14 protein-coding genes are annotated in these 17207 nt (G+C 70.1%); 10 read left to right on the top strand and 4 right to left on the bottom strand.

The features are described 5' to 3' along the window. Positions 1-126: 126 nt before the first annotated feature. Positions 127-1164, top strand: coding sequence for a DUF6528 family protein (locus ACGFSB_RS24945; protein ID WP_393403247.1), 1038 nt, complete (start codon positions 127-129; stop codon positions 1162-1164). A 208-nt stretch (positions 1165-1372) separates the two neighbouring features. Here ACGFSB_RS24945 and ACGFSB_RS24940 read toward each other — a convergent pair whose 3' ends face one another. Further along, positions 1373-2017 carry a MerR family transcriptional regulator gene (locus ACGFSB_RS24940; RefSeq protein ID WP_393403520.1) on the bottom strand — a complete coding sequence of 215 codons (645 nt, stop codon included), beginning with the start codon at positions 2015-2017 and terminating at the stop codon, positions 1373-1375. Between the two features lie 188 nt (positions 2018-2205). Between ACGFSB_RS24940 and ACGFSB_RS24935 the strand changes: the two genes are divergently transcribed. The 3 genes from ACGFSB_RS24935 to ACGFSB_RS24925 are packed head-to-tail and all read left to right on the top strand — an operon-like array spanning position 2206 to position 5683. Beyond that, positions 2206-3831: a flavin-containing monooxygenase gene (locus ACGFSB_RS24935; protein ID WP_393403244.1), complete on the top strand. Its 1626-nt coding sequence runs from the start codon at positions 2206-2208 to the stop codon at positions 3829-3831. Then, positions 3828-4808, top strand: coding sequence for an alpha/beta fold hydrolase (locus ACGFSB_RS24930; protein ID WP_393403242.1), 981 nt, complete (start codon positions 3828-3830; stop codon positions 4806-4808). Before ACGFSB_RS24935 ends, ACGFSB_RS24930 begins: the two co-directional genes overlap by 4 nt. Next, positions 4805-5683: an SDR family oxidoreductase gene (locus ACGFSB_RS24925; protein ID WP_393403239.1), complete on the top strand. Its 879-nt coding sequence runs from the start codon at positions 4805-4807 to the stop codon at positions 5681-5683. The genes ACGFSB_RS24930 and ACGFSB_RS24925 overlap by 4 nt, the downstream gene beginning before the upstream one ends. A gap of 306 nt (positions 5684-5989) precedes the next feature. Here the strand turns inward: ACGFSB_RS24925 and ACGFSB_RS24920 are convergent, their stop codons facing one another. Beyond that, on the bottom strand, positions 5990-6229 hold the full coding sequence (locus ACGFSB_RS24920; protein WP_393403237.1) for a hypothetical protein: 240 nt from the start codon (positions 6227-6229) through the stop codon (positions 5990-5992). 98 nt (positions 6230-6327) lie between these two features. Next, positions 6328-9639, bottom strand: coding sequence for a S41 family peptidase (locus ACGFSB_RS24915; RefSeq protein WP_393403235.1), 3312 nt, complete (start codon positions 9637-9639; stop codon positions 6328-6330). Between the two features lie 185 nt (positions 9640-9824). Between ACGFSB_RS24915 and ACGFSB_RS24910 the strand changes: the two genes are divergently transcribed. Next, positions 9825-10415 carry a TetR/AcrR family transcriptional regulator gene (locus tag ACGFSB_RS24910; protein ID WP_393403232.1) on the top strand — a complete coding sequence of 197 codons (591 nt, stop codon included), beginning with the start codon at positions 9825-9827 and terminating at the stop codon, positions 10413-10415. Between the two features lie 114 nt (positions 10416-10529). Then, positions 10530-12785: an MMPL family transporter gene (locus tag ACGFSB_RS24905; protein WP_393403229.1), complete on the top strand. Its 2256-nt coding sequence runs from the start codon at positions 10530-10532 to the stop codon at positions 12783-12785. Between the two features lie 15 nt (positions 12786-12800). Here the strand turns inward: ACGFSB_RS24905 and ACGFSB_RS24900 are convergent, their stop codons facing one another. Then, positions 12801-13142 carry an SsgA family sporulation/cell division regulator gene (locus ACGFSB_RS24900; RefSeq protein ID WP_393403227.1) on the bottom strand — a complete coding sequence of 114 codons (342 nt, stop codon included), beginning with the start codon at positions 13140-13142 and terminating at the stop codon, positions 12801-12803. 211 nt (positions 13143-13353) lie between these two features. On the opposite strand from ACGFSB_RS24900, the gene ACGFSB_RS24895 reads away from it, so the two are divergent. The 4 genes from ACGFSB_RS24895 to ACGFSB_RS24880 are packed head-to-tail and all read left to right on the top strand — an operon-like array spanning position 13354 to position 17150. Next, entirely contained in the window at positions 13354-14421 is a 1068-nt protein-coding gene (locus ACGFSB_RS24895; protein ID WP_393403224.1) for an energy-coupling factor ABC transporter permease, read from the top strand. 1 nt (position 14422) lies between these two features. Beyond that, positions 14423-15184, top strand: coding sequence for a cobalt ECF transporter T component CbiQ (cbiQ, locus tag ACGFSB_RS24890; RefSeq protein WP_393403221.1), 762 nt, complete (start codon positions 14423-14425; stop codon positions 15182-15184). Next, positions 15172-15948 carry an energy-coupling factor ABC transporter ATP-binding protein gene (locus ACGFSB_RS24885; RefSeq protein WP_393403218.1) on the top strand — a complete coding sequence of 259 codons (777 nt, stop codon included), beginning with the start codon at positions 15172-15174 and terminating at the stop codon, positions 15946-15948. Before cbiQ ends, ACGFSB_RS24885 begins: the two co-directional genes overlap by 13 nt. 35 nt (positions 15949-15983) lie before the next feature. Next, entirely contained in the window at positions 15984-17150 is a 1167-nt protein-coding gene (locus tag ACGFSB_RS24880; RefSeq protein WP_393403215.1) for a serine hydrolase domain-containing protein, read from the top strand. Positions 17151-17207 lie beyond the last annotated feature (57 nt).

Raw genomic sequence — 17207 nt, 5'->3', positions numbered from 1 at the left:
TGGCGGCATGGCTTGTTGAGGACGCGTACCTGACAATGACTCAACTGTCAGCCGTGTGGGGGAGACTTCATGTTCGGTATGTTCGGTATGTTCGGTGCGTCTACGTCTGCGTCCACGTCTACGTCGGTGCCGTCTCGGCGGGGTGTGCTGCTCGGGGCTCTGGGGGCCGGGATCGGGGCGGGGCTGCCGTTGGCCGCCGCTTCGCCCGCCGCCGCCTCACCCGCCGCCGCTTCGGGCGGGGCACCCCGGGGTACTCCGCCCGTGCTCCTCACGGAGCAGGCGACCCAGCAGATTCTCGTACTCGATCCGCGGCGCAGGGTCTGGGACCCGGAGGCCGATCCGTCCGTCGTGCGGTGGGCGTTCTCGCCGATGCGGCACTCGGGGTACGAGGACCTTCAGCCTGACGTCAGCTGGGTGTATCCGAGTGAGTCGAAGGTGCGGAGGACGGGAGGGCGTACGTACGTCCTGACGACCGCGTCCTTCGGATTCGTCGCCGTCGTCGACTACCCGTCGGGCAGGCGGTACTGGGGCACGGCCATAGGGCCCGGCGACGACCTCTTCAATCCGCACAGCGCGGAGATCCTGCCCGACGGCAATGTCGCGGTGGCGTGCAGTACGGGTGCGCTGGTCAGGCTGTACGCGGCCTCACAGGGGCCCCATGCCGCGCGGTTCGCGGAGGTGGAGCTCAAGGGGGCGCACGGGCTGCACTGGGACGGTGCGCGTGAGGTGCTGTGGGCCATCGGTGACGATGAGCTGGTGACGTATGCCGTGGGGGGTACGCGGGCGCGGCCTTCTCTGACGCGGCGGTCCTCCGTCGGGCTGCCGGTCGGTACGCCGGGCAAGACTCCTGGGGGGCATGACCTCTTCCCCGTGGCGGGGCGCCGGGGGCGGCGGCTCTGGGTGACGACGAACGCGTCCGTCTTCCAGTACGACATCGGTGGCCGGGCCTTTGTGCAGGACTTCGCGGGGGTCGAGGAGATCGCCCGGAAGTCGGTCAAGGCGATCGGCGACGATCCGCGCACGGGGCAGGTCCTCACCACGGTCCCGGAGAGCGGTCTTGAGGAGACGTGGTGGACGACGAGGGTCAGTGTTGATCGGCCGCGGGGGGAGTACGAGTTGGTGGGCGGCGGGATCTATAAGGCTCGGTGGTTCTTGCCGAGGTAGGGGCGCTCGGGTGCGGGTGCGGGTGCGGGTGCGGGCGGGAGGGGGCTGAGGTCCTGCCTCCGGCGGTTCTTTCCCCGAACCCGCCCCTTCCCGGCTGTGACATTTGCGGCTCTGCCGCGGGCCGGCTTCGCCGGTCTTTGCGTGCCGTCATCACCGGCTTCGCCGAGTTCGTCCTCAAACGCCGGACGGGCTGAGATGCGCCTGGGGGCTAAACGGCCTCCGGCTTCTCCGAAGCCAAGCGGCGGTCCAGCGCCATCGACAGTTCCGCCTCCACCACGCTCTTCGCCAAGGGGCGCAAGCGCTCGATGTTCACGTCGCCCGTCTCCGGCGGTGTGTGGGCGCGGATGGTCGTGATGAACAACTCGGCCAGTGCGTCCGCGTGTTCCCGTACGCGTTGGCCCGCCTCCAGGACCGCCGCCAGTGGGATGCCCTCGCGGACCAGGGCCGATGAGACGTCCAGGAGGCGGCGGCTGACGTGGACGATCTCCTCGCCGTCCGTGCCCAGGTAGCCGAGGTCCATGGCCGCGGCGAGGTTCTCGGGGGTGACCTCGCCCGCGAAGTGGTCGGCCAGTTCCTCGGGGGTGAGGCGGACCGGGGTCTCCTCGGTGGGTTCGCCGATGCCCAGGAGTTCGCCCACGTCACGGCCGTTCTCGAAGGCCTCCGCGAGCTCCGCGATGCCGCTCAGGGTGTGGCCGCGGTCCAGGAGTGCGGCGATCGTGCGCAGCCTGGCCAGGTGGTGGTCGTCGTACCAGGCGATGCGGCCCTCGCGGCGGGGTGGTGGGATCAGGCCGCGCTCACGGTAGAAGCGCACGGTGCGCACCGTGATGCCGGCCGCCTTGGCCAGCTCCTCCATGCGGTATTCCCGTGATTCCCGTGTCTCTGCCACGGCAGCAGCCTATGTGGTGCCGGATCGTGCGCGTGTTCTACCGGCGGTAACTCGGGATGCCAGACCCCTACCCATCAGTACGGCGCTGTTCTACGCTCCCATTGCGCCAGTGGTCACTGGCAGAGTCGTGAAGCAGTAGTTCGGGAGGCGGCGGCATGGCCGAGGACGAGCGCCAGCAGGAGAGCGGGCAGGGGCGCGGGCAGGGGCGTGAGCGGGAGCTCCAGCAGGGTCGCGGACACGAGCATGTGCGGGTGGCAGTGATCGGGTCCGGCTTCGGCGGGATCGGCGCCGCCGTCCGGCTGCGCCGGGAAGGCGTCACCGACTTCGTCGTCCTCGAGCGGGCCGGCGCCGTGGGCGGCACCTGGCGGGACAACAGCTATCCGGGCTGCGCGTGCGACGTGCCCTCGCACCTGTACTCGTTCTCCTTCGCCCCCAACCCGGACTGGCCGCGCACCTTCTCCGGCCAGGAGCACATCTGGGAGTACCTGGAGCAGGTCGCCGACACCTTCCGCCTCCGCTCGCACATCCGCCTCAACACCGAGGTGACGCAGCTGCGCTGGGACGCGGAGAAGCTGTGGTGGGAGGTCGAGACCAGCAACGGCACCCTCACCGCCGATGTCGTCGTCTCCGCCACCGGGCCGCTCTCCGACCCCAAGCTCCCTGACATCCCCGGCCTCGACACCTTCGAGGGCGAGGTCTTCCACTCCGCGCGCTGGGACCACGACTACGACCTGCGCGGCAAGCGCGTCGCCATGATCGGCACCGGCGCTTCCGCCATCCAGATCGTGCCCGCGATCCAGCGCGAGGTCGGCAGGCTCACGCTCTTCCAGCGCACCCCGCCCTGGGTGATGCCGCGCATGGACCGCGCCATCAGCAAGGCCGAGCGCTGGGTGCACCGCCAGCTTCCGTTCACCACACAGGCCCGGCGCGGAATCCTGTGGGGCATCCGGGAGTTGCAGGTCCAGGCGTTCACCAAGCGGCCGAACGAGCTCGGCGCGGTCGAGCAGATCGCCAAGCGGAACATCGCCCGCGCCATCAAGGATCCGGCGCTCCGGGCCAAGGTGACGCCGTCGTACCGCATCGGCTGCAAGCGGATCCTGCTCTCCAACACGTACTATCCGGCGCTTGCCGCGCCCAATGTCGACGTCGTCGCGAGCGGGCTCAGTGAGGTGCGCGGCAACACCGTCGTCGGGGCGGACGGCACCGAGGCCGAGGTCGACGTGATCATCTTCGGTACGGGATTCCATGTCACGGACATGCCGATCGCCGACCGCGTGGTGGGTGCGGACGGCGGGACGCTGATGGAGTCCTGGAAGGACGGGATGAAGTCGCTGCGCGGCGCGACCGCCGCGGGCTTCCCCAACTTCATGACGGTCATCGGCCCGAACACCGGTCTCGGCAACTCCTCGATGATCCTGATGATCGAGTCCCAGCTGAACTATCTCGCCGACTACATGCGGCAGTTGAACGTTCTGGGCGATCGTGCCGCGCTCGCCGTGCGGACCAGCGCCGTGCACGCCTGGAACGACAAGGTGCAGGAGCGGATGAAGCGCACCGTGTGGAACACCGGTGGCTGCAACAGCTGGTACCTCGACGAGAACGGCGTCAACACGACCATCTGGCCGGGTACGACGACCGAGTTCCGGGGCGCCACACGGCGGGTGGATCTCGCCGAGTACGAGGTGGTGCGGCCGCCGAAGGTGGATGCGGACGCGGTGTCGAAGCCGCGTGCGGCGGGGAAGAACAAGTCGCGTACGACGAAGAAGGTCGAGGCAGCATGAGCAGGCTGACGCAGGTGACGACGAGCGGGCCCTTCGCGCCGCCTCCCGCCGCGCGGGAACTGACCGTCGTGTCGGCGGACGGCGCGCGGCTGCACGCCGAGGTGCACGGTCCCGACGGCGCGCCCGCCGTGGTCCTCGCGCACGGGTGGACCTGCTCGACCGCCTTCTGGGCGGCGCAGATACGTGACCTGGCCATCGACCACCGAGTGATCGCGTACGACCAGCGGGGCCACGGGCGCAGTGCCGCGCCGGCGGGCGTTGAGGGGTACAGCACGACCGCCCTCGCCGACGACCTCGAGGCCGTGCTCGCGGCGACGCTGGAGCCGGGGGAGCGGGCCGTGCTCGTCGGGCACTCCATGGGCGGCATGACGATGATGGCCACGAGCACGCGGCCCGGCTTCCGGGAGCACGCGGCGGCGGTTCTGCTGTGCAGCACGGGGAGTTCGCGGCTCGTTCCCGAGTCGCGCGTGGTGCCGATGCGGGCCGGGCGGGTGCGGACGCGGATCACGCGGTCGGTGCTCGGGGCGAAGGCGCCGCTCGGGCCTGTGACGCCGCTCGCCCGCAAGATCCTCAAGTACGCGACGATGGGGCCGGGTTCGGCGCCGGAGCGGGTCGAGGTGTGCGCGCGGATCGTGCACGGGTGCCCCAGGGTGGTGCGCTACCGCTGGTCCCATGTGCTCGATGAGCTCGAACTCGACGCGGGCGTACTGGAGTTGACGGTCCCGACCGCGATCATCGCGGGCACGGTCGACCGGATGACGCCCGTCACCCACGCGAGGCGCTTGGCGGCGATGCTGCCGGAGGCGTCCGGCCTCACCGAGTTGCCGGGGATCGGCCATATGACGCCGGTCGAGGCGCCTGAGGTGGTCATCGCGGGGATCAGGGATCTGGTGGAGAGGTACGTACGAGTGGACGAGCCGCAGTCGCAGTCGAAGGTGCAGCCGCAGGTTCAGGGGCTTGAGGGGAGCAGTGCATGAGCAAGGTCAGCCTGGAGGGGCAGGTCGCGGTCGTCACCGGTGCCGCGCGCGGCGTGGGCGAGCTGCTCGCGCGGAAACTGTCGGCGCGGGGCGCGAAGATCGCGCTCCTCGGCCTGGAGCCGGACGAGTTGAAGCAGGTGGCCGGGCGGCTGCACACCGAGGCCGAGGCCTGGCACGTGGACGTGACGGATCATGTCGCGATGGCGCGGGTGGCCCAGGAGGTCAAGGAGCGGTTCGGCAAGGTCGACATCGTCGTCGCCAACGCGGGCGTGGCCAACGGTGGTCCTTTCGTCGAGTCCGACCCCGATGCGTGGCGCCGGGTCATCGAGGTCAACCTCATCGGCAGCGCGGTGACGGGGCGGGCGTTCCTGCCGGTCCTGATGGAGAGCCGGGGGTATCTCCTCCAGATCGCCTCGCTGGCGGCGATCACGCCGGCGCCGATGATGACGGCGTACTGCGCGTCGAAGTCGGGCGTCGAGGCGTACGCCCACTGTCTGCGGGCCGAGGTCGGCTACAAGGGCGTGAAGGTGGGCGTCGGTTACCTGTCCTGGACGGACACGGACATGGTGCGGGGCGCCGACCAGGACGATGTGATGCGGGAGTTGCGGCAGCGGCTGCCGTGGCCGTCCAACAAGACGTACCCGCTGGGTCCGGCCGTCGACAGGATAGTCGCCGGGATCGAGCGGCGGTCGAGTCACGTCTACGCGCAGTGGTGGCTGCGGGGGATGCAGGGCATCCGGGGATACCTGCCGGGGGTGATCGGCTCGGTCGGCCAGCGTGAGATGCGGCGCTTCGAGCCGCGGCTCGGGACGGTCTCGACGGGGCTTGTCGGAGCGGGGGGCTCCGCCGATGAACAGGGGCGTAGCGGGCGGTAGTTGATACGCCGGGGTGTCCCCCGGGGGGCTTTACCCTGCGGGTGGGCCTGTCCTGTCGGGGGGGGCCTGTCCCGTCGTGGGACGGACTCTGGCCCGCCGCTTCGCGGCGGATCACTCCCACCCACCCGTTACCCGCAGGGTGATCGGGTGGGTGGGTGGGGAAGATCCGCCGCGAAGCGGCGAGACGGGAAAGCCCCCACCGAGCGACAGCTGACCGCAACGCCCCCCTCCGCAGCAGCGAGGCCCCCACGCAACGAGGCCCCCCGGCGTCCCGGGGGGCCTCACTGGGTCAAGCTCAGCGCAGCGTCAGGCGTCGTAGTCCTGGTTGAACTTGTCCTGCTGCTCCTGCGCGGCGCGCTGAGCCTCGTCGGGGGCCTGCGATGAGCGCTCGCTCGCCTCTTCCTGGCCCTGCTGGCCACGCTCCTGCATGTCGTCACGGCCCTGCGAGCCGCGCTCGCCCGCCTTGTCCTTGGCGCTGCCCATGGCCTTCTTGGCCTGGTCCTGCAGCTCGCCGGCCTTGTCCTGGAACTGGTCCTTGATGCCCATGCGGGTTCACTCCTAGAGGGTGAGATTGGAAGGGCCTCGACCAGACTGACATGGGGGGACTTTCCTCGCATTTCGATCAATAACCGGCAGTTACGGAGCTAGTCGCGCGGCGGCAGCTTCGGGCGTCTCCGGTCCGGCACGTCCGCGTAGCCCGGCGGCGTCGCAGCCGGGCTCCGGTCCAGGAGGTCCAGCGCCACCCCCACTGCGTCGTCGAGCTGCGCGTAGCGGCCCTCCGCCCAGTCCAGGGGCGTGCGGAGCACCTCCAGGTCCGGTGTCACGCCGTGGTTCTCCACGGTCCAGCCGTACGCGTCGAACCACCCGGCGTTCATCGGCACGGTGATGACCGTCCCGTCGCCCAGTGCGTGCCGCCCGGTCATCCCCACCACGCCGCCCCACGTCCGCTGCCCCACCACAGGGCCGAGCCCGAGCAGCTTGAAGGCGGCCGTGATCATGTCGCCGTCCGATGACGTCGCCTCGTCGGCCAGGGCCACCACAGGTCCCCGTGGGGCGTTCGTCGCGTACGACACCGGCTGGGCGTTCCGTGTCAGGTCCCAGCCCAGGATCTTCCGCGTCAGCTTCTCGATCACCAGCTCGCTGATGTGACCGCCCGCGTTTCCCCGTACGTCCACGATCAGCGCGGGACGCGACACCTCAAGGCGCAGGTCCCGGTTGAACTGGGCCCAGCCCGAGCCTCCCATGTCCGGGATGTGCAGGTAGCCGCACCTCCCGGCGCTCAACTCCCGTACCACCTCACGCCGTTTGGCCACCCAGTCCTGATAGCGCAGGGGGCGTTCGTTGATGAGGGGGACGATCGCCACCCTCCTCGGTCTGCCCTCCCCCTCCGCCGGCTGGAACGTCAGCTCGACCGTCGTGCCGCCCGCCGCCGACAGGAGGGGGTAGGGGCCCGTCACCCCATCCACCGGGCGGCCGTCGATGTGGGTGAGGACCGCGCCCTCCCGGATGCCCGCACCCGCGAGGGGCGAGCGCGCCTTGGAGTCGGACGAGTCGCCGGGGAGGATCCGGTTCACCAGCCAACTACCGTCCCGGCAGATCAGGTTCGCGCCGAGGAGGCCCATCGCCCGCTGGTAGTGGGGTGGCCCTTCGTTGCGGCGCGCGGGGGAGACGTACGCATGAGACGTGCCAAGCTCGCCCAGGACCTCGCGGAGCAGATCCGCGAACTCGTCGGGGGACGCGACCCGGTCGAGGAGAGGGCGGTACTGGTCGAGGATCGCGGGCCAGTCGATGCCGCACATGTCCGGTTCCCAGTAGTAGGCGCGGATGAGGCGGCCCGCCTCGTCGTAGGACTGGCGCCACTCGGCCGCCGGGTCGACCTCGTGCAGGATGCGGCGCAGGTCGATCCAGACGGTCGTGTCGCCGTCGCCGACCTCCGTGGAGGGCACGGCGCTCAGGTCGCCCTCGTCGACCACGACAAGGCGCGAGCCGTCGCCGCTGAGCGCGAACCAGTCGAGGTGCTCGACCAGTTGGGACTTCTTCGCCTTGGTGATGTTGAAGTACTCGAGCGTGGGGCGGCCCGAAGTGTCCGCCGGGTTGGCGAACGTCTCGCCGAGCGCTCCCGAGATCGGCCAGCGCAGCCAGACCAGGCCGCCGCCGCTGACGGGGTGCAGGGCCGAGTACTTCGACGCCGAGACCGGGAACGGCGTGACCCTGCTCTCCAGGCCCTCCACCTCCACGATGACGGTGCCGTCGTCCGACCCGCCGTCGTCCGGGTCGAGCCCGCCCGCCGCCGGGCGGCCGTCGGGGGAGAGCGCGAAGGGGGACGGGGTCGCCGATGAGAGGGGGACGAGGTAGGGGCGGCAGCCGAGCGGGAAGGACAGGTCGCCGGTGTGCACGTCGTAGACCGGGTCGAAGCCCCGCCACGACAGGAAGGCCAGATAGCGGCCGTCCCGCGTGAAGACCGGGTTCTCGTCCTCGAAGCGGCCGTTGGTGACATCGACGATCGTGCGGGCGCCCGGACCCTCGATCCGGGCCATCTTGATCTGCCGCAGGGACCGGCCGATGCCCGGATGCGACCAGGTCAGCCATGCCCCGTCCGGGGAGAAGGCGAGATCCCGCACCGGGCCGTTGAGGGAGCGGATCAGCTCCGTCACCTCGCCGTCGGACTCCTCGGACTGCTCCGTGGCGTCGATGAGGAGGAGGCGGCCGTCGTTCGACGCGATCGCGAGCCGCTCGCCTTCCGGGTCGGAGAGCAGCTCGAGGACCCGGCCGAGCTTCCCCTGGGCGAGCCGCCGTGGCGCGCGTTCGCCGCTGGCCCGCGGCAGATAGGCGATCTCGACGGCGTCCTCGCCCTCGGCATCGGTGACGTAGGCGACCTGCCCGCCGGTGCCGAGCATCTCCGGCAGCCTGACCCGTACGCCAGGGGTGTCCGTGATGGTGCGGGCCGGGCCGTCCCGGTGCGTGAGCCAGTACAGGCTGCCGCGTACGACGACGGCGCTGGCCCGGCCCGTCGCGTCCACGGAGAGCGAGTCGACGTGTCGCCCGGCCGGCACCTGATAGATCCGCCGCCCGGCCCGCGGACCGCCGAGCCGTACGTCGAGCTTGCGCGGCACGGACGCGGCGGACAGGTCGTCCACCAGCCAGATCTCGCCCGCGCACTGGTAGACGACGCGGGTGCCGTCGCTTGACGCATGCCGGGCGTAGAACGCGTCGTGGTCGGTGTGCCGCCGCAGGTCGGAGCCGTCGGGCAGGCAGGAGTAGAGGTTGCCGATGCCTTGGTGGTCGGAGAGGAAGGCGATCCGTCCTCCCACGAACATCGGGGCGTCCAGATGTCCGTCGAGGTCGGGCAGGATCTGCTCCCCGTGCATCCACAGGCGGCCCATCGCCCCGCCCCGGTAGCGCTTCCAGGCCGCGGGCTCGTGCGGGGGCTTTCCGGTGAGCAGGAGTGTCTTGCGTTCGTTGTCGACATCGATAACCGCGATGTCGGACACCGGCCCCCAGGGCAGCTTGCCGCCGGGTGAGCCGTCGGTGGGCACGCTGTAGGCCCAGCAGAAGTACGAGAAGGGCTGGCTGTGCGAGGAGACGGCGAGGATGTCGCCGTCGGGGGACCAGCCGCAGACCCGGGTATCCGTGCTGCCCCAGTAGGTCAGGCGCCGGGCCGGGCCGCCGTCCACCGGGGCCAGGTGGACCTCCGGGTCGAGGCTGCGCCAGGTCGTGTACGCGATGTGGCGGCCGTCCGGGGAGAAGCGTGGATGGCTCACCTTGGTCCGGTCGACGGTGACCCGCCAGGCCCGGCCCGCCGGTGCGCCGTCCGGGGTCAGCGGGGCCACCCAGAGATCGTCCTCGGCCGCGAAACAGAGGCGGTCGCCGCTGAGGTGCGGAAAGCGCAGGTAGGAGAGGGCATCAGCGTGGTCGGCGGAGAGGTCAGCATGGGCTTCATCGCGAGCGTCGGTCACTTCACCATGCTTTTCCGGGGCGGAGGGTGCGGCAACTCGTACAACAGGGTGAGACGGGTTCCGGGGCTCGGGTGTGCGTGACTCAGCACACGTACGAAACGGTTTCGTTTCGTTAGAGGTGGGGGTATCGTCATGGCGTACGGAACAGTTTCGATAGCCAGATTTCGACAAGGAGTGGGGGGATCATGACTGAGGCGGCAACGGTGCGGCGCAGCCGGATCACACCCGAGCGCGAGGCCGAGCTGTACGCGGCCGTGCTCGACCTGCTCCGCGAGGTCGGGTACGAAGCGCTCACGATGGACGCCATCGCGGCCCGCACGAAATCCAGCAAGGCCACCCTCTACCGCCAGTGGGGGAGCAAGCCGGAGCTGATCGCCAGGGCCCTGCGGCACAACAAGCCGGTGTCCATGGCGGACATCGACACCGGGTCGCTCCGCGGTGACCTCCTGGAGTCCGTGAACCGTTCGAGCGACTGTCAGATGGAACAGGACGCCGCGCTGATGCGGAGCCTGTTCCACGTCATCCACGGAAACCCCGAACTCCACCATGCGCTGCGGCAGTTGCTCATCGAGCCGGAGATCACCGGCCTGAACGCACTGCTGCGCAGGGCCGTGGAGCGCGGTGAAGTGGCCGCGGACAACCCCGCGCTGGGCTACGTCATCCACATGATGGTCGGCGGCTTCGTCGCCCGTGACCTGATCGAGGAGTGCACGGTCGACGGTGAGTTCCTCCGTTCCTATATCGACGCCGTGATTCTCCCCGCCCTCGGCGTCTGAACAACCCCAACTCCCTTTCCTAGCCCGTACGTTCCACCTGACGCGACCGCTCACGTCGTCGGGCTGATCCCCCCTGCCCTGTAGACCCCACGACCTGACCGGGAGTACGCCCTCGTGGCCACGTTCCTCTATAAACTCGGCCGGCTCGCCTTCAGGCGACGGCACTTCGTCGCCCTGATATGGGTGGCGCTCCTGACGCTCGCCGGAGTCGGCGCCGCGTCCGCGCCCACCGCCGCCTCCAGCTCCTTCTCCATTCCGGGGACGGAGGCCCAGAAGGCCTTCGACCTGCTCGAGGACCGTGTGCCCGAAGCCAGCGCCGACGGCGCGACCGCCCGGGTCGTCTTCAAGGCACCGGACGGTGAGAAGGTCACGGACCCGGCCAACAAGGCCGAGATCCAGAAGACCGTCTCCGCACTCAAGTCCGGTTCGGACGACGTCGCGAGGGCGGACAGCCCCTTCCAGGCCAAGACGGTCAGCAAGGACGGCAGCACGGCGTACGCGTCGGTGTCGTACAAGGTCACCTCCATGGAGCTGACCGACGACAGCCGTGACGCCCTGGAGAAGACCACCGACCAGGCGCGCGAGTCCGGGCTCACGGTCGAGGTCGGCGGCGACGCCCTTCAGGCCATGCCGGAGACGGGGGCCACCGAGGTCATCGGTATCGCGATCGCGGCCGTGGTCCTCGTCATCACCTTCGGCTCGCTGATCGCGGCGGGACTTCCGCTCCTGACCGCGCTGATCGGCGTAGGCATCGGCGTCTCCTCGATCACCGCGCTCGCCAGCGCGCTCGACCTGGGTACGACCACCTCCACGCTCGCCATGATGATCGGCCTCGCGGTCGGCATCGACTACGCGCTGTTCATCGTCTCCCGCTACCGCGGTGAACTCGCCGACGGCAGGGACCGCGAGGACGCGGCAGGCCGTGCGGTGGGGACGGCGGGTTCGGCGGTCGTCTTCGCCGGGCTCACCGTCGTGATCGCGCTTGTCGGCCTGGCCGTGGTGAACATCCCGATGCTCACGAAGATGGGCTTCGCGGCGGCGGGCACGGTGGTCATCGCCGTCCTCATCGCGCTCACCCTGATCCCGGCGCTGCTCGGTTACGCGGGCAAGAAGGTCAAGCCGGCGGGCGAGAAGAGCAAGGTGCTCGGCGGCGGCAGGAAGAAGGCCGCCACGGCCTCCGTGGGCGCCACTGAGAAGAAGCAGCCGAAGGACAACCTCGGCACCCGCTGGGCCCGCTTCGTCGTCCGCCGCCCGCTCACGGTCCTGCTCATCGGCGTCATCGGCCTCGGCGCAGCCGCGCTGCCCGTCTCCTCCCTCGAACTGGGCCTCCCGGACGACGGCTCGCAGCCGACGTCCACGACCCAGCGCAAGGCGTACGACCTGGTCTCCGACGGATTCGGGCCCGGTTTCAACGGCCCGCTGATGACGGTCGCCGACCTCGACGGCGCCGACGACCCGAAGGCCGCGGCAGGCGAGATCACCAAGACGATCTCCGGGCTCGACGACGTGCTCTCGGTCGCCCCGCCGATGATCAACAAGGCGGGCGACACGGCGATCATCAGCGTCGTCCCGTCCTCCAAGCCCAGCGGCATCGAGACCGAGAACCTCGTGCACTCGATCCGTGACGCGGGCGCCGAGATCAAGTCCGACACCGGTGCGAGCGTCATGGTCACCGGCTCGACGGCCATGAACATCGACGTCTCCGAGAAGCTCAACGACGCCCTGGTGCCCTACCTGGCACTCGTCGTCGGCCTCGCCTTCCTCCTCCTGATCGTCGTCTTCCGGTCGATCCTGGTCCCGCTCAAGGCGGCACTCGGCTTCCTGCTCTCGGTCCTCGCGGCCCTGGGCGCGGTCGTCGCGGTCTTCCAGTGGGGCTGGCTCGGCTCGCTCTTCGGCGTCGAACAGACCGGCCCGATCATGAGCATGATGCCGATCTTCATGGTGGGCGTCGTCTTCGGCCTCGCGATGGACTACGAGGTGTTCCTCGTGACGCGGATGCGAGAGGCGTACGTCCACGGGGAGCGGCCGGGTCAGGCGGTCGTGACCGGCTTCCGGCACGGGGCGCGCGTGGTCTCGGCGGCGGCAGTGATCATGATGGCGGTCTTCGCGGGATTCATCGGCTCGAGCGAGCAGATGGTGAAGATGATCGGCTTCGGTCTCGCGATCGCCGTCTTCTTCGACGCGTTCATCGTGCGGATGGCGCTGGTCCCGGCCGTGCTCGCGCTGCTCGGCAAGAAGGCGTGGTGGCTGCCGAAGTGGCTGGACCGCGCGCTGCCGAATGTCGACGTCGAGGGCGAGGGGCTGCGCGATCTGGGGACCACGGGCGCTGCTCAGGGTCCGGACGACGACCGGGAGCTCGAGCGCGTCTGACTCATCCGACCCGGGTCAGTGGGCCACAGGAGTGGCCGCGTACGTGCGGCGCAGGAAGCGGATCAGTGCCGATGAGTCGAACTGGACCACTTCCACCCCCTCCGCCGAGTGGAACTCCACGACGAGTTGCACCCGGCCGCAGGGCCAGACGCGTACGTCGCCGCTGGTGACCGGGGACACCAGGCCCTGCTCGATCAGCTGACGCGCGAAGGTCCACTCGCGACCGCCAGGGAGGCCGATCCGCACCGAGTGCGGGTCGGTCTCCGCGTCGTAGCGCAGGGCGACCGGGGCGGCACAGTGGCCTTCGGCCGAGTCCGTGACGATGTGGGCGCGGGTGAACTGCTCGACTGCGGCCATCGTCAGACTCCTCGCCTTCGTTCCCACTCTGTCCTCTAATGTCCCATATCTATGGGTTTTGCTCCAGGGTTGGCCCGGTTAGTTGGGTATGCGGTGCTCTTGCGAAGCATTCGCAACAAGGCACTATCATTGAACGGTTCACGAGCGATCCGCTCTGCCTTCCACTGCCTTCCACTGCCTTCCTCTCCCTGTCCTGCCCAGGAGCGCGCGCATGCATGTCCCCGACGGATTCATCAACGCACCCGTCTCGGCCGTGACCGGGGTCATCGCCGCCGGTGCGGTCGCGGTCAGCCTCCGCGGCGCACGGCGCGAGCTCGACGAGCGGACGGCTCCGCTCGCCGGTCTGGTGGCCGCGTTCATCTTCGCGGTGCAGATGCTGAACTTCCCGGTCGCGGCCGGCACCAGCGGACACCTCCTGGGCGGCGCGCTCGCCGCGATACTCGTCGGTCCGTACACGGGTGTCCTCTGCGTGTCCGTCGTACTCCTCATGCAGGGCGTCCTCTTCGCGGACGGCGGCCTGACGGCACTCGGCGTGAACATCACGGACATGGCGATCGTCACGACCGTCGTGGCCTACGCGGTCTTCCGCGGCCTGGTGAAGGTGCTTCCCCGCACCCGCCGCTCCATCACCGCATCGGCCTTCGTCGCCGCGCTGCTCTCCGTGCCCGCCGCCGCGGTCGCGTTCACGTTCATCTACGCGCTCGGCGGCACCACCGACGTCTCCATCGGCAAGGTCGCCACGGCCATGGTCGGCGTGCACGTCCTCATCGGCATCGGCGAGGCGGCGATCACCGCCCTCACGGTCGGCGCGGTCATCGCGGTCCGCCCCGACCTGGTCCACGGCGCCCGCGGCCTGACCCAGCAGCTCAAGCTCCGGGTCGGCGGCGAACTGGTCGACGCGCCCGCCGCGGAGCCCGCCCCCGTAGCAGCCCGCTCGCACCGCAAGGTGTGGATCGCGGGCCTGGTCGCCTCCCTGGTCCTCGCGGGCTTCGTCAGCTTCTACGCCTCCGCGAACCCCGACGGCCTGGAGAAGGTCGCGGCGGACAAGGGCATCGACAAGAAGGCCGAGGAGCACGCCAACTCGGACTCCCCGCTCGCCGACTACGGCGTCAAGGACATCTCCGACTCCCGCCTCTCCGGCGGCCTCGCGGGTGTGATCGGCGTCGGCGTCACCGTCGTCGCGGGCTCGGCGGTCTTCTGGGCGCTGCGCCGCCGCCGTACGACGGACACGGACCCGGCGTCCACCGCGTCCGTCACCTCGATGTCGGAGAACGCCTGACATGGGCGCGGGCCACGCCCACCGGCTCTACCGGCACGGCCACTCGCCGGTGCACGCACTGCCTCCGCACACCAAGCTGGCGGCCACCTTCTGCTTCGTGATCGTCGTGGTCTCCACGCCACGCGAGGCGATGTGGGCGTTCGGCGGGTACGCGGTGCTGCTCGGCACGGTGGCGTACGCGTCCCGGGTCCCGCTCCCCTTCCTCCTCAAACGGCTGCTGATCGAGGTCCCGTTCGTGGCGTTCGCGGTGCTCATGCCGTTCGTGGCGGAGGGCGAGCGGGTCGACGTACTCGGCATGTCCCTGAGCGTGAACGGCCTCTGGGGCGCCTGGAACGTCCTGGCCAAGGGCACGCTGGGCGTCGCGGCATCGGTGCTCCTCGCCTCCACGACCGAACTGCGAGAGCTGCTCCTGGGCCTCCAGCGCCTCAAGCTGCCACCGCTGCTCGTCCAGATCGCCTCGTTCATGATCCGCTACGGCGATGTGATCACGGACGAGATGCGCCGCATGAAGATCGCACGTGAGTCGCGCGGCTTCGAGGCGCGGGGCGTGAGCCAGTGGGGCGTCCTCGCGAAGTCCGCGGGTGCGCTCTTCATCCGCTCGTACGAGAGGGGCGAGCGGGTGCATCTGGCGATGGTGAGCCGGGGGTACGCCGGTTCGATGCCGGTGATCGACGAGGTGACCGCCTCGCGCGCACAGTGGACGTACGCCTTCGCCCTGCCGGGCGCCGCTCTTGTTGTCTGCCTGCTGGGATGGACCCTGTGACTGCTTCTGCTTCTGTTCCCGCCTCTCTCGACGTCTCCGGCCTCGCCTTCGCCTATCCCGACGGGCATCAGGCGCTTTTCGGCGTAGACATGACGATCGGCCGCGGCGAGCGGGTGGCGCTCCTGGGCCCGAACGGCGCGGGCAAGACGACCCTCGTCCTGCACCTGAACGGCATCCTGACGGGCGGCGCGGGCACGGTCACCGTCGCGGGCCTCCCCGTAGGCAAGAAGCACATGGCGGAGATCAGGCGCAGGGTCGGCATCGTCTTCCAGGACCCGGACGACCAGCTGTTCATGCCGACGGTCCGGGAGGACGTGGCGTTCGGCCCGGCGGCGGCCGGGATGCGCGGGCCGGAGCTTGAGGCTCGCGTGGAGAAGGCCCTCTCCCAGGTCGGCATGGCGGAGTTCGCGGACCGTCCCCCGCACCACCTCTCCTTCGGCCAGCGCAGGCGGGTCGCGGTGGCGACGGTCCTTGCGATGGAGCCCGAGATTCTCGTCCTCGACGAGCCCTCCTCCAACCTGGACCCGGCCTCGCGCCGCGAACTGGCCGACATCCTGCGGTCGTTGGACGTGACGGTGCTCATGGTCACGCATGATCTTCCGTACGCGCTCGAACTGTGCCCCCGGGCCCTGATCCTGAGCGAAGGCGTGATCGCAGCGGACGGCCCCACGGGCGAGCTCCTCGCGGACGATGACCTGATGGGCGCACACCGGCTGGAGCTGCCGTTCGGCTTCGATCCGAAGACGGTGAAGGTGAACCGATAGGGAATCCATGGCAGCGGGCCACGGTTGGTCTTGTCATGGACGTTGATGTGCACGGCACGGTAGCCGACGGATTCGAACCGGTCCGTGAGGCCTTCACCCGGAACTTCCGCGAGCTCGGTGAGCAGGGTGCGGCCGTCGTGGTGTACCGCGACGGGCGGCCGGTAGTGGATTTGTGGGGCGGCACGAAGGATGTCGACGGGGGCGGCGGCCCCTGGCAGCACGGCACCGCGCAGGTGGTCCGCTCGTCCACCAAGGGCGTGGCCGCCTCCGTCCTGCTCCTGCTCCACCAGCGCGGCGAGCTGGACCTCGACGCGCCCGTCGGCTCGTACTGGCCGGAGTTCAAGGCGCACGGCAAGGAGCGGGCACGGGTCCGCGATGTGCTGGCGCACCGGGCGGGGGTGCCGGCGCTCGACCGACCGCTGACACCGTCCGAGGCACTCGACCCGGATCTCGCAGCGGCGGTGGTCGCGGCGCAGACCCCGTTCTGGGAGCCGGGGCAGGACCACGGCTACCACGCGCAGACGTACAGCTGGCTCACCGGAGAGCTGGTGCGCCGGGTGACGGGGCGCTCGCTGGGGGAGTGGGTGGCCACGGAGATCGCCGGGCCCTTGAACCTCGACCTGTGGATCGGCCTCCCGGCGCCGGAGGCGGACCGGGTCGGCCGGATCGGGCGCATCGCCCCGCCCACCACCGCGGGCGGCCTCAAGACGCGCCCCCGGCGGAACGTGGCCGCGGCGTACGCGGACCCCGAGTCCCTCACGCAGCGAGCCTTCGGGGCGATAAGCCCGGGGCCGGACGAGAACGACGCGGGGTATCGGGCGGCGGTCCTTCCGGCATCCAACGGGATCGCCACGGCCGCCTCCCTCGCGCGCTTCTACGCGGCGCTGACAGGCGAAGTGGACGGCGGGGCAAGGCTGTTCACTCCCTCCACCGTCGAGCTGGCGCGAGGTGAGGTGTCCGCGGGGGCGGACCGGGTCCTGGTCGTGAACACACGCTTCGGTCTCGGCTACATGCTGCACGGCGGGGCTTCACCGTTGCTGTCGCCCGGTTCGTTCGGGCACCCCGGCCGCGGGGGCGCGCTCGGCTTCGCCGATCCGGAGTCGGGCATGGCCTTCGGCTACGTCACCAACGGCATGAACAAGGGCGTCACGGCGGACCCGCGTGCCCAGGCGCTGATACGGGCGCTGCGCGAGGCTGTGTAAGCAGCCTCAGGACAACCGGGCGGCCCCGGTACCGAGCAAGCCCACCGGCCCCGGCGG

It is taken from the genome of Streptomyces sp. NPDC048441 (assembly GCF_043200235.1).
Lineage (GTDB): Bacteria > Actinomycetota > Actinomycetes > Streptomycetales > Streptomycetaceae > Streptomyces.
Note: the sequence above shows the minus strand (reverse complement) of the source record. Positions and strands in the feature narration are given on the sequence as shown.

Excerpts from the sequence above, each read along its gene's own strand:
- ACGFSB_RS24940 (WP_393403520.1), bottom strand. The coding sequence starts at position 2,017 with ATGGAGGAGCTGGCCAAGGCGGCCGGCATCACGGTGCGCACCGTGCGC.
- ACGFSB_RS24935 (WP_393403244.1), top strand. The coding sequence starts at position 2,206 with ATGGCCGAGGACGAGCGCCAGCAGGAGAGCGGGCAGGGGCGCGGGCAG.
- ACGFSB_RS24930 (WP_393403242.1), top strand. The coding sequence starts at position 3,828 with ATGAGCAGGCTGACGCAGGTGACGACGAGCGGGCCCTTCGCGCCGCCT.
- ACGFSB_RS24925 (WP_393403239.1), top strand. The coding sequence starts at position 4,805 with ATGAGCAAGGTCAGCCTGGAGGGGCAGGTCGCGGTCGTCACCGGTGCC.
- ACGFSB_RS24920 (WP_393403237.1), bottom strand. The coding sequence starts at position 6,229 with ATGGGCATCAAGGACCAGTTCCAGGACAAGGCCGGCGAGCTGCAGGAC.
- ACGFSB_RS24910 (WP_393403232.1), top strand. The coding sequence starts at position 9,825 with ATGACTGAGGCGGCAACGGTGCGGCGCAGCCGGATCACACCCGAGCGC.
- ACGFSB_RS24900 (WP_393403227.1), bottom strand. The coding sequence starts at position 13,142 with ATGGCCGCAGTCGAGCAGTTCACCCGCGCCCACATCGTCACGGACTCG.
- ACGFSB_RS24895 (WP_393403224.1), top strand. The coding sequence starts at position 13,354 with ATGCATGTCCCCGACGGATTCATCAACGCACCCGTCTCGGCCGTGACC.
- cbiQ (WP_393403221.1), top strand. The coding sequence starts at position 14,423 with ATGGGCGCGGGCCACGCCCACCGGCTCTACCGGCACGGCCACTCGCCG.
- ACGFSB_RS24885 (WP_393403218.1), top strand. The coding sequence starts at position 15,172 with ATGGACCCTGTGACTGCTTCTGCTTCTGTTCCCGCCTCTCTCGACGTC.
- ACGFSB_RS24880 (WP_393403215.1), top strand. The coding sequence starts at position 15,984 with ATGGACGTTGATGTGCACGGCACGGTAGCCGACGGATTCGAACCGGTC.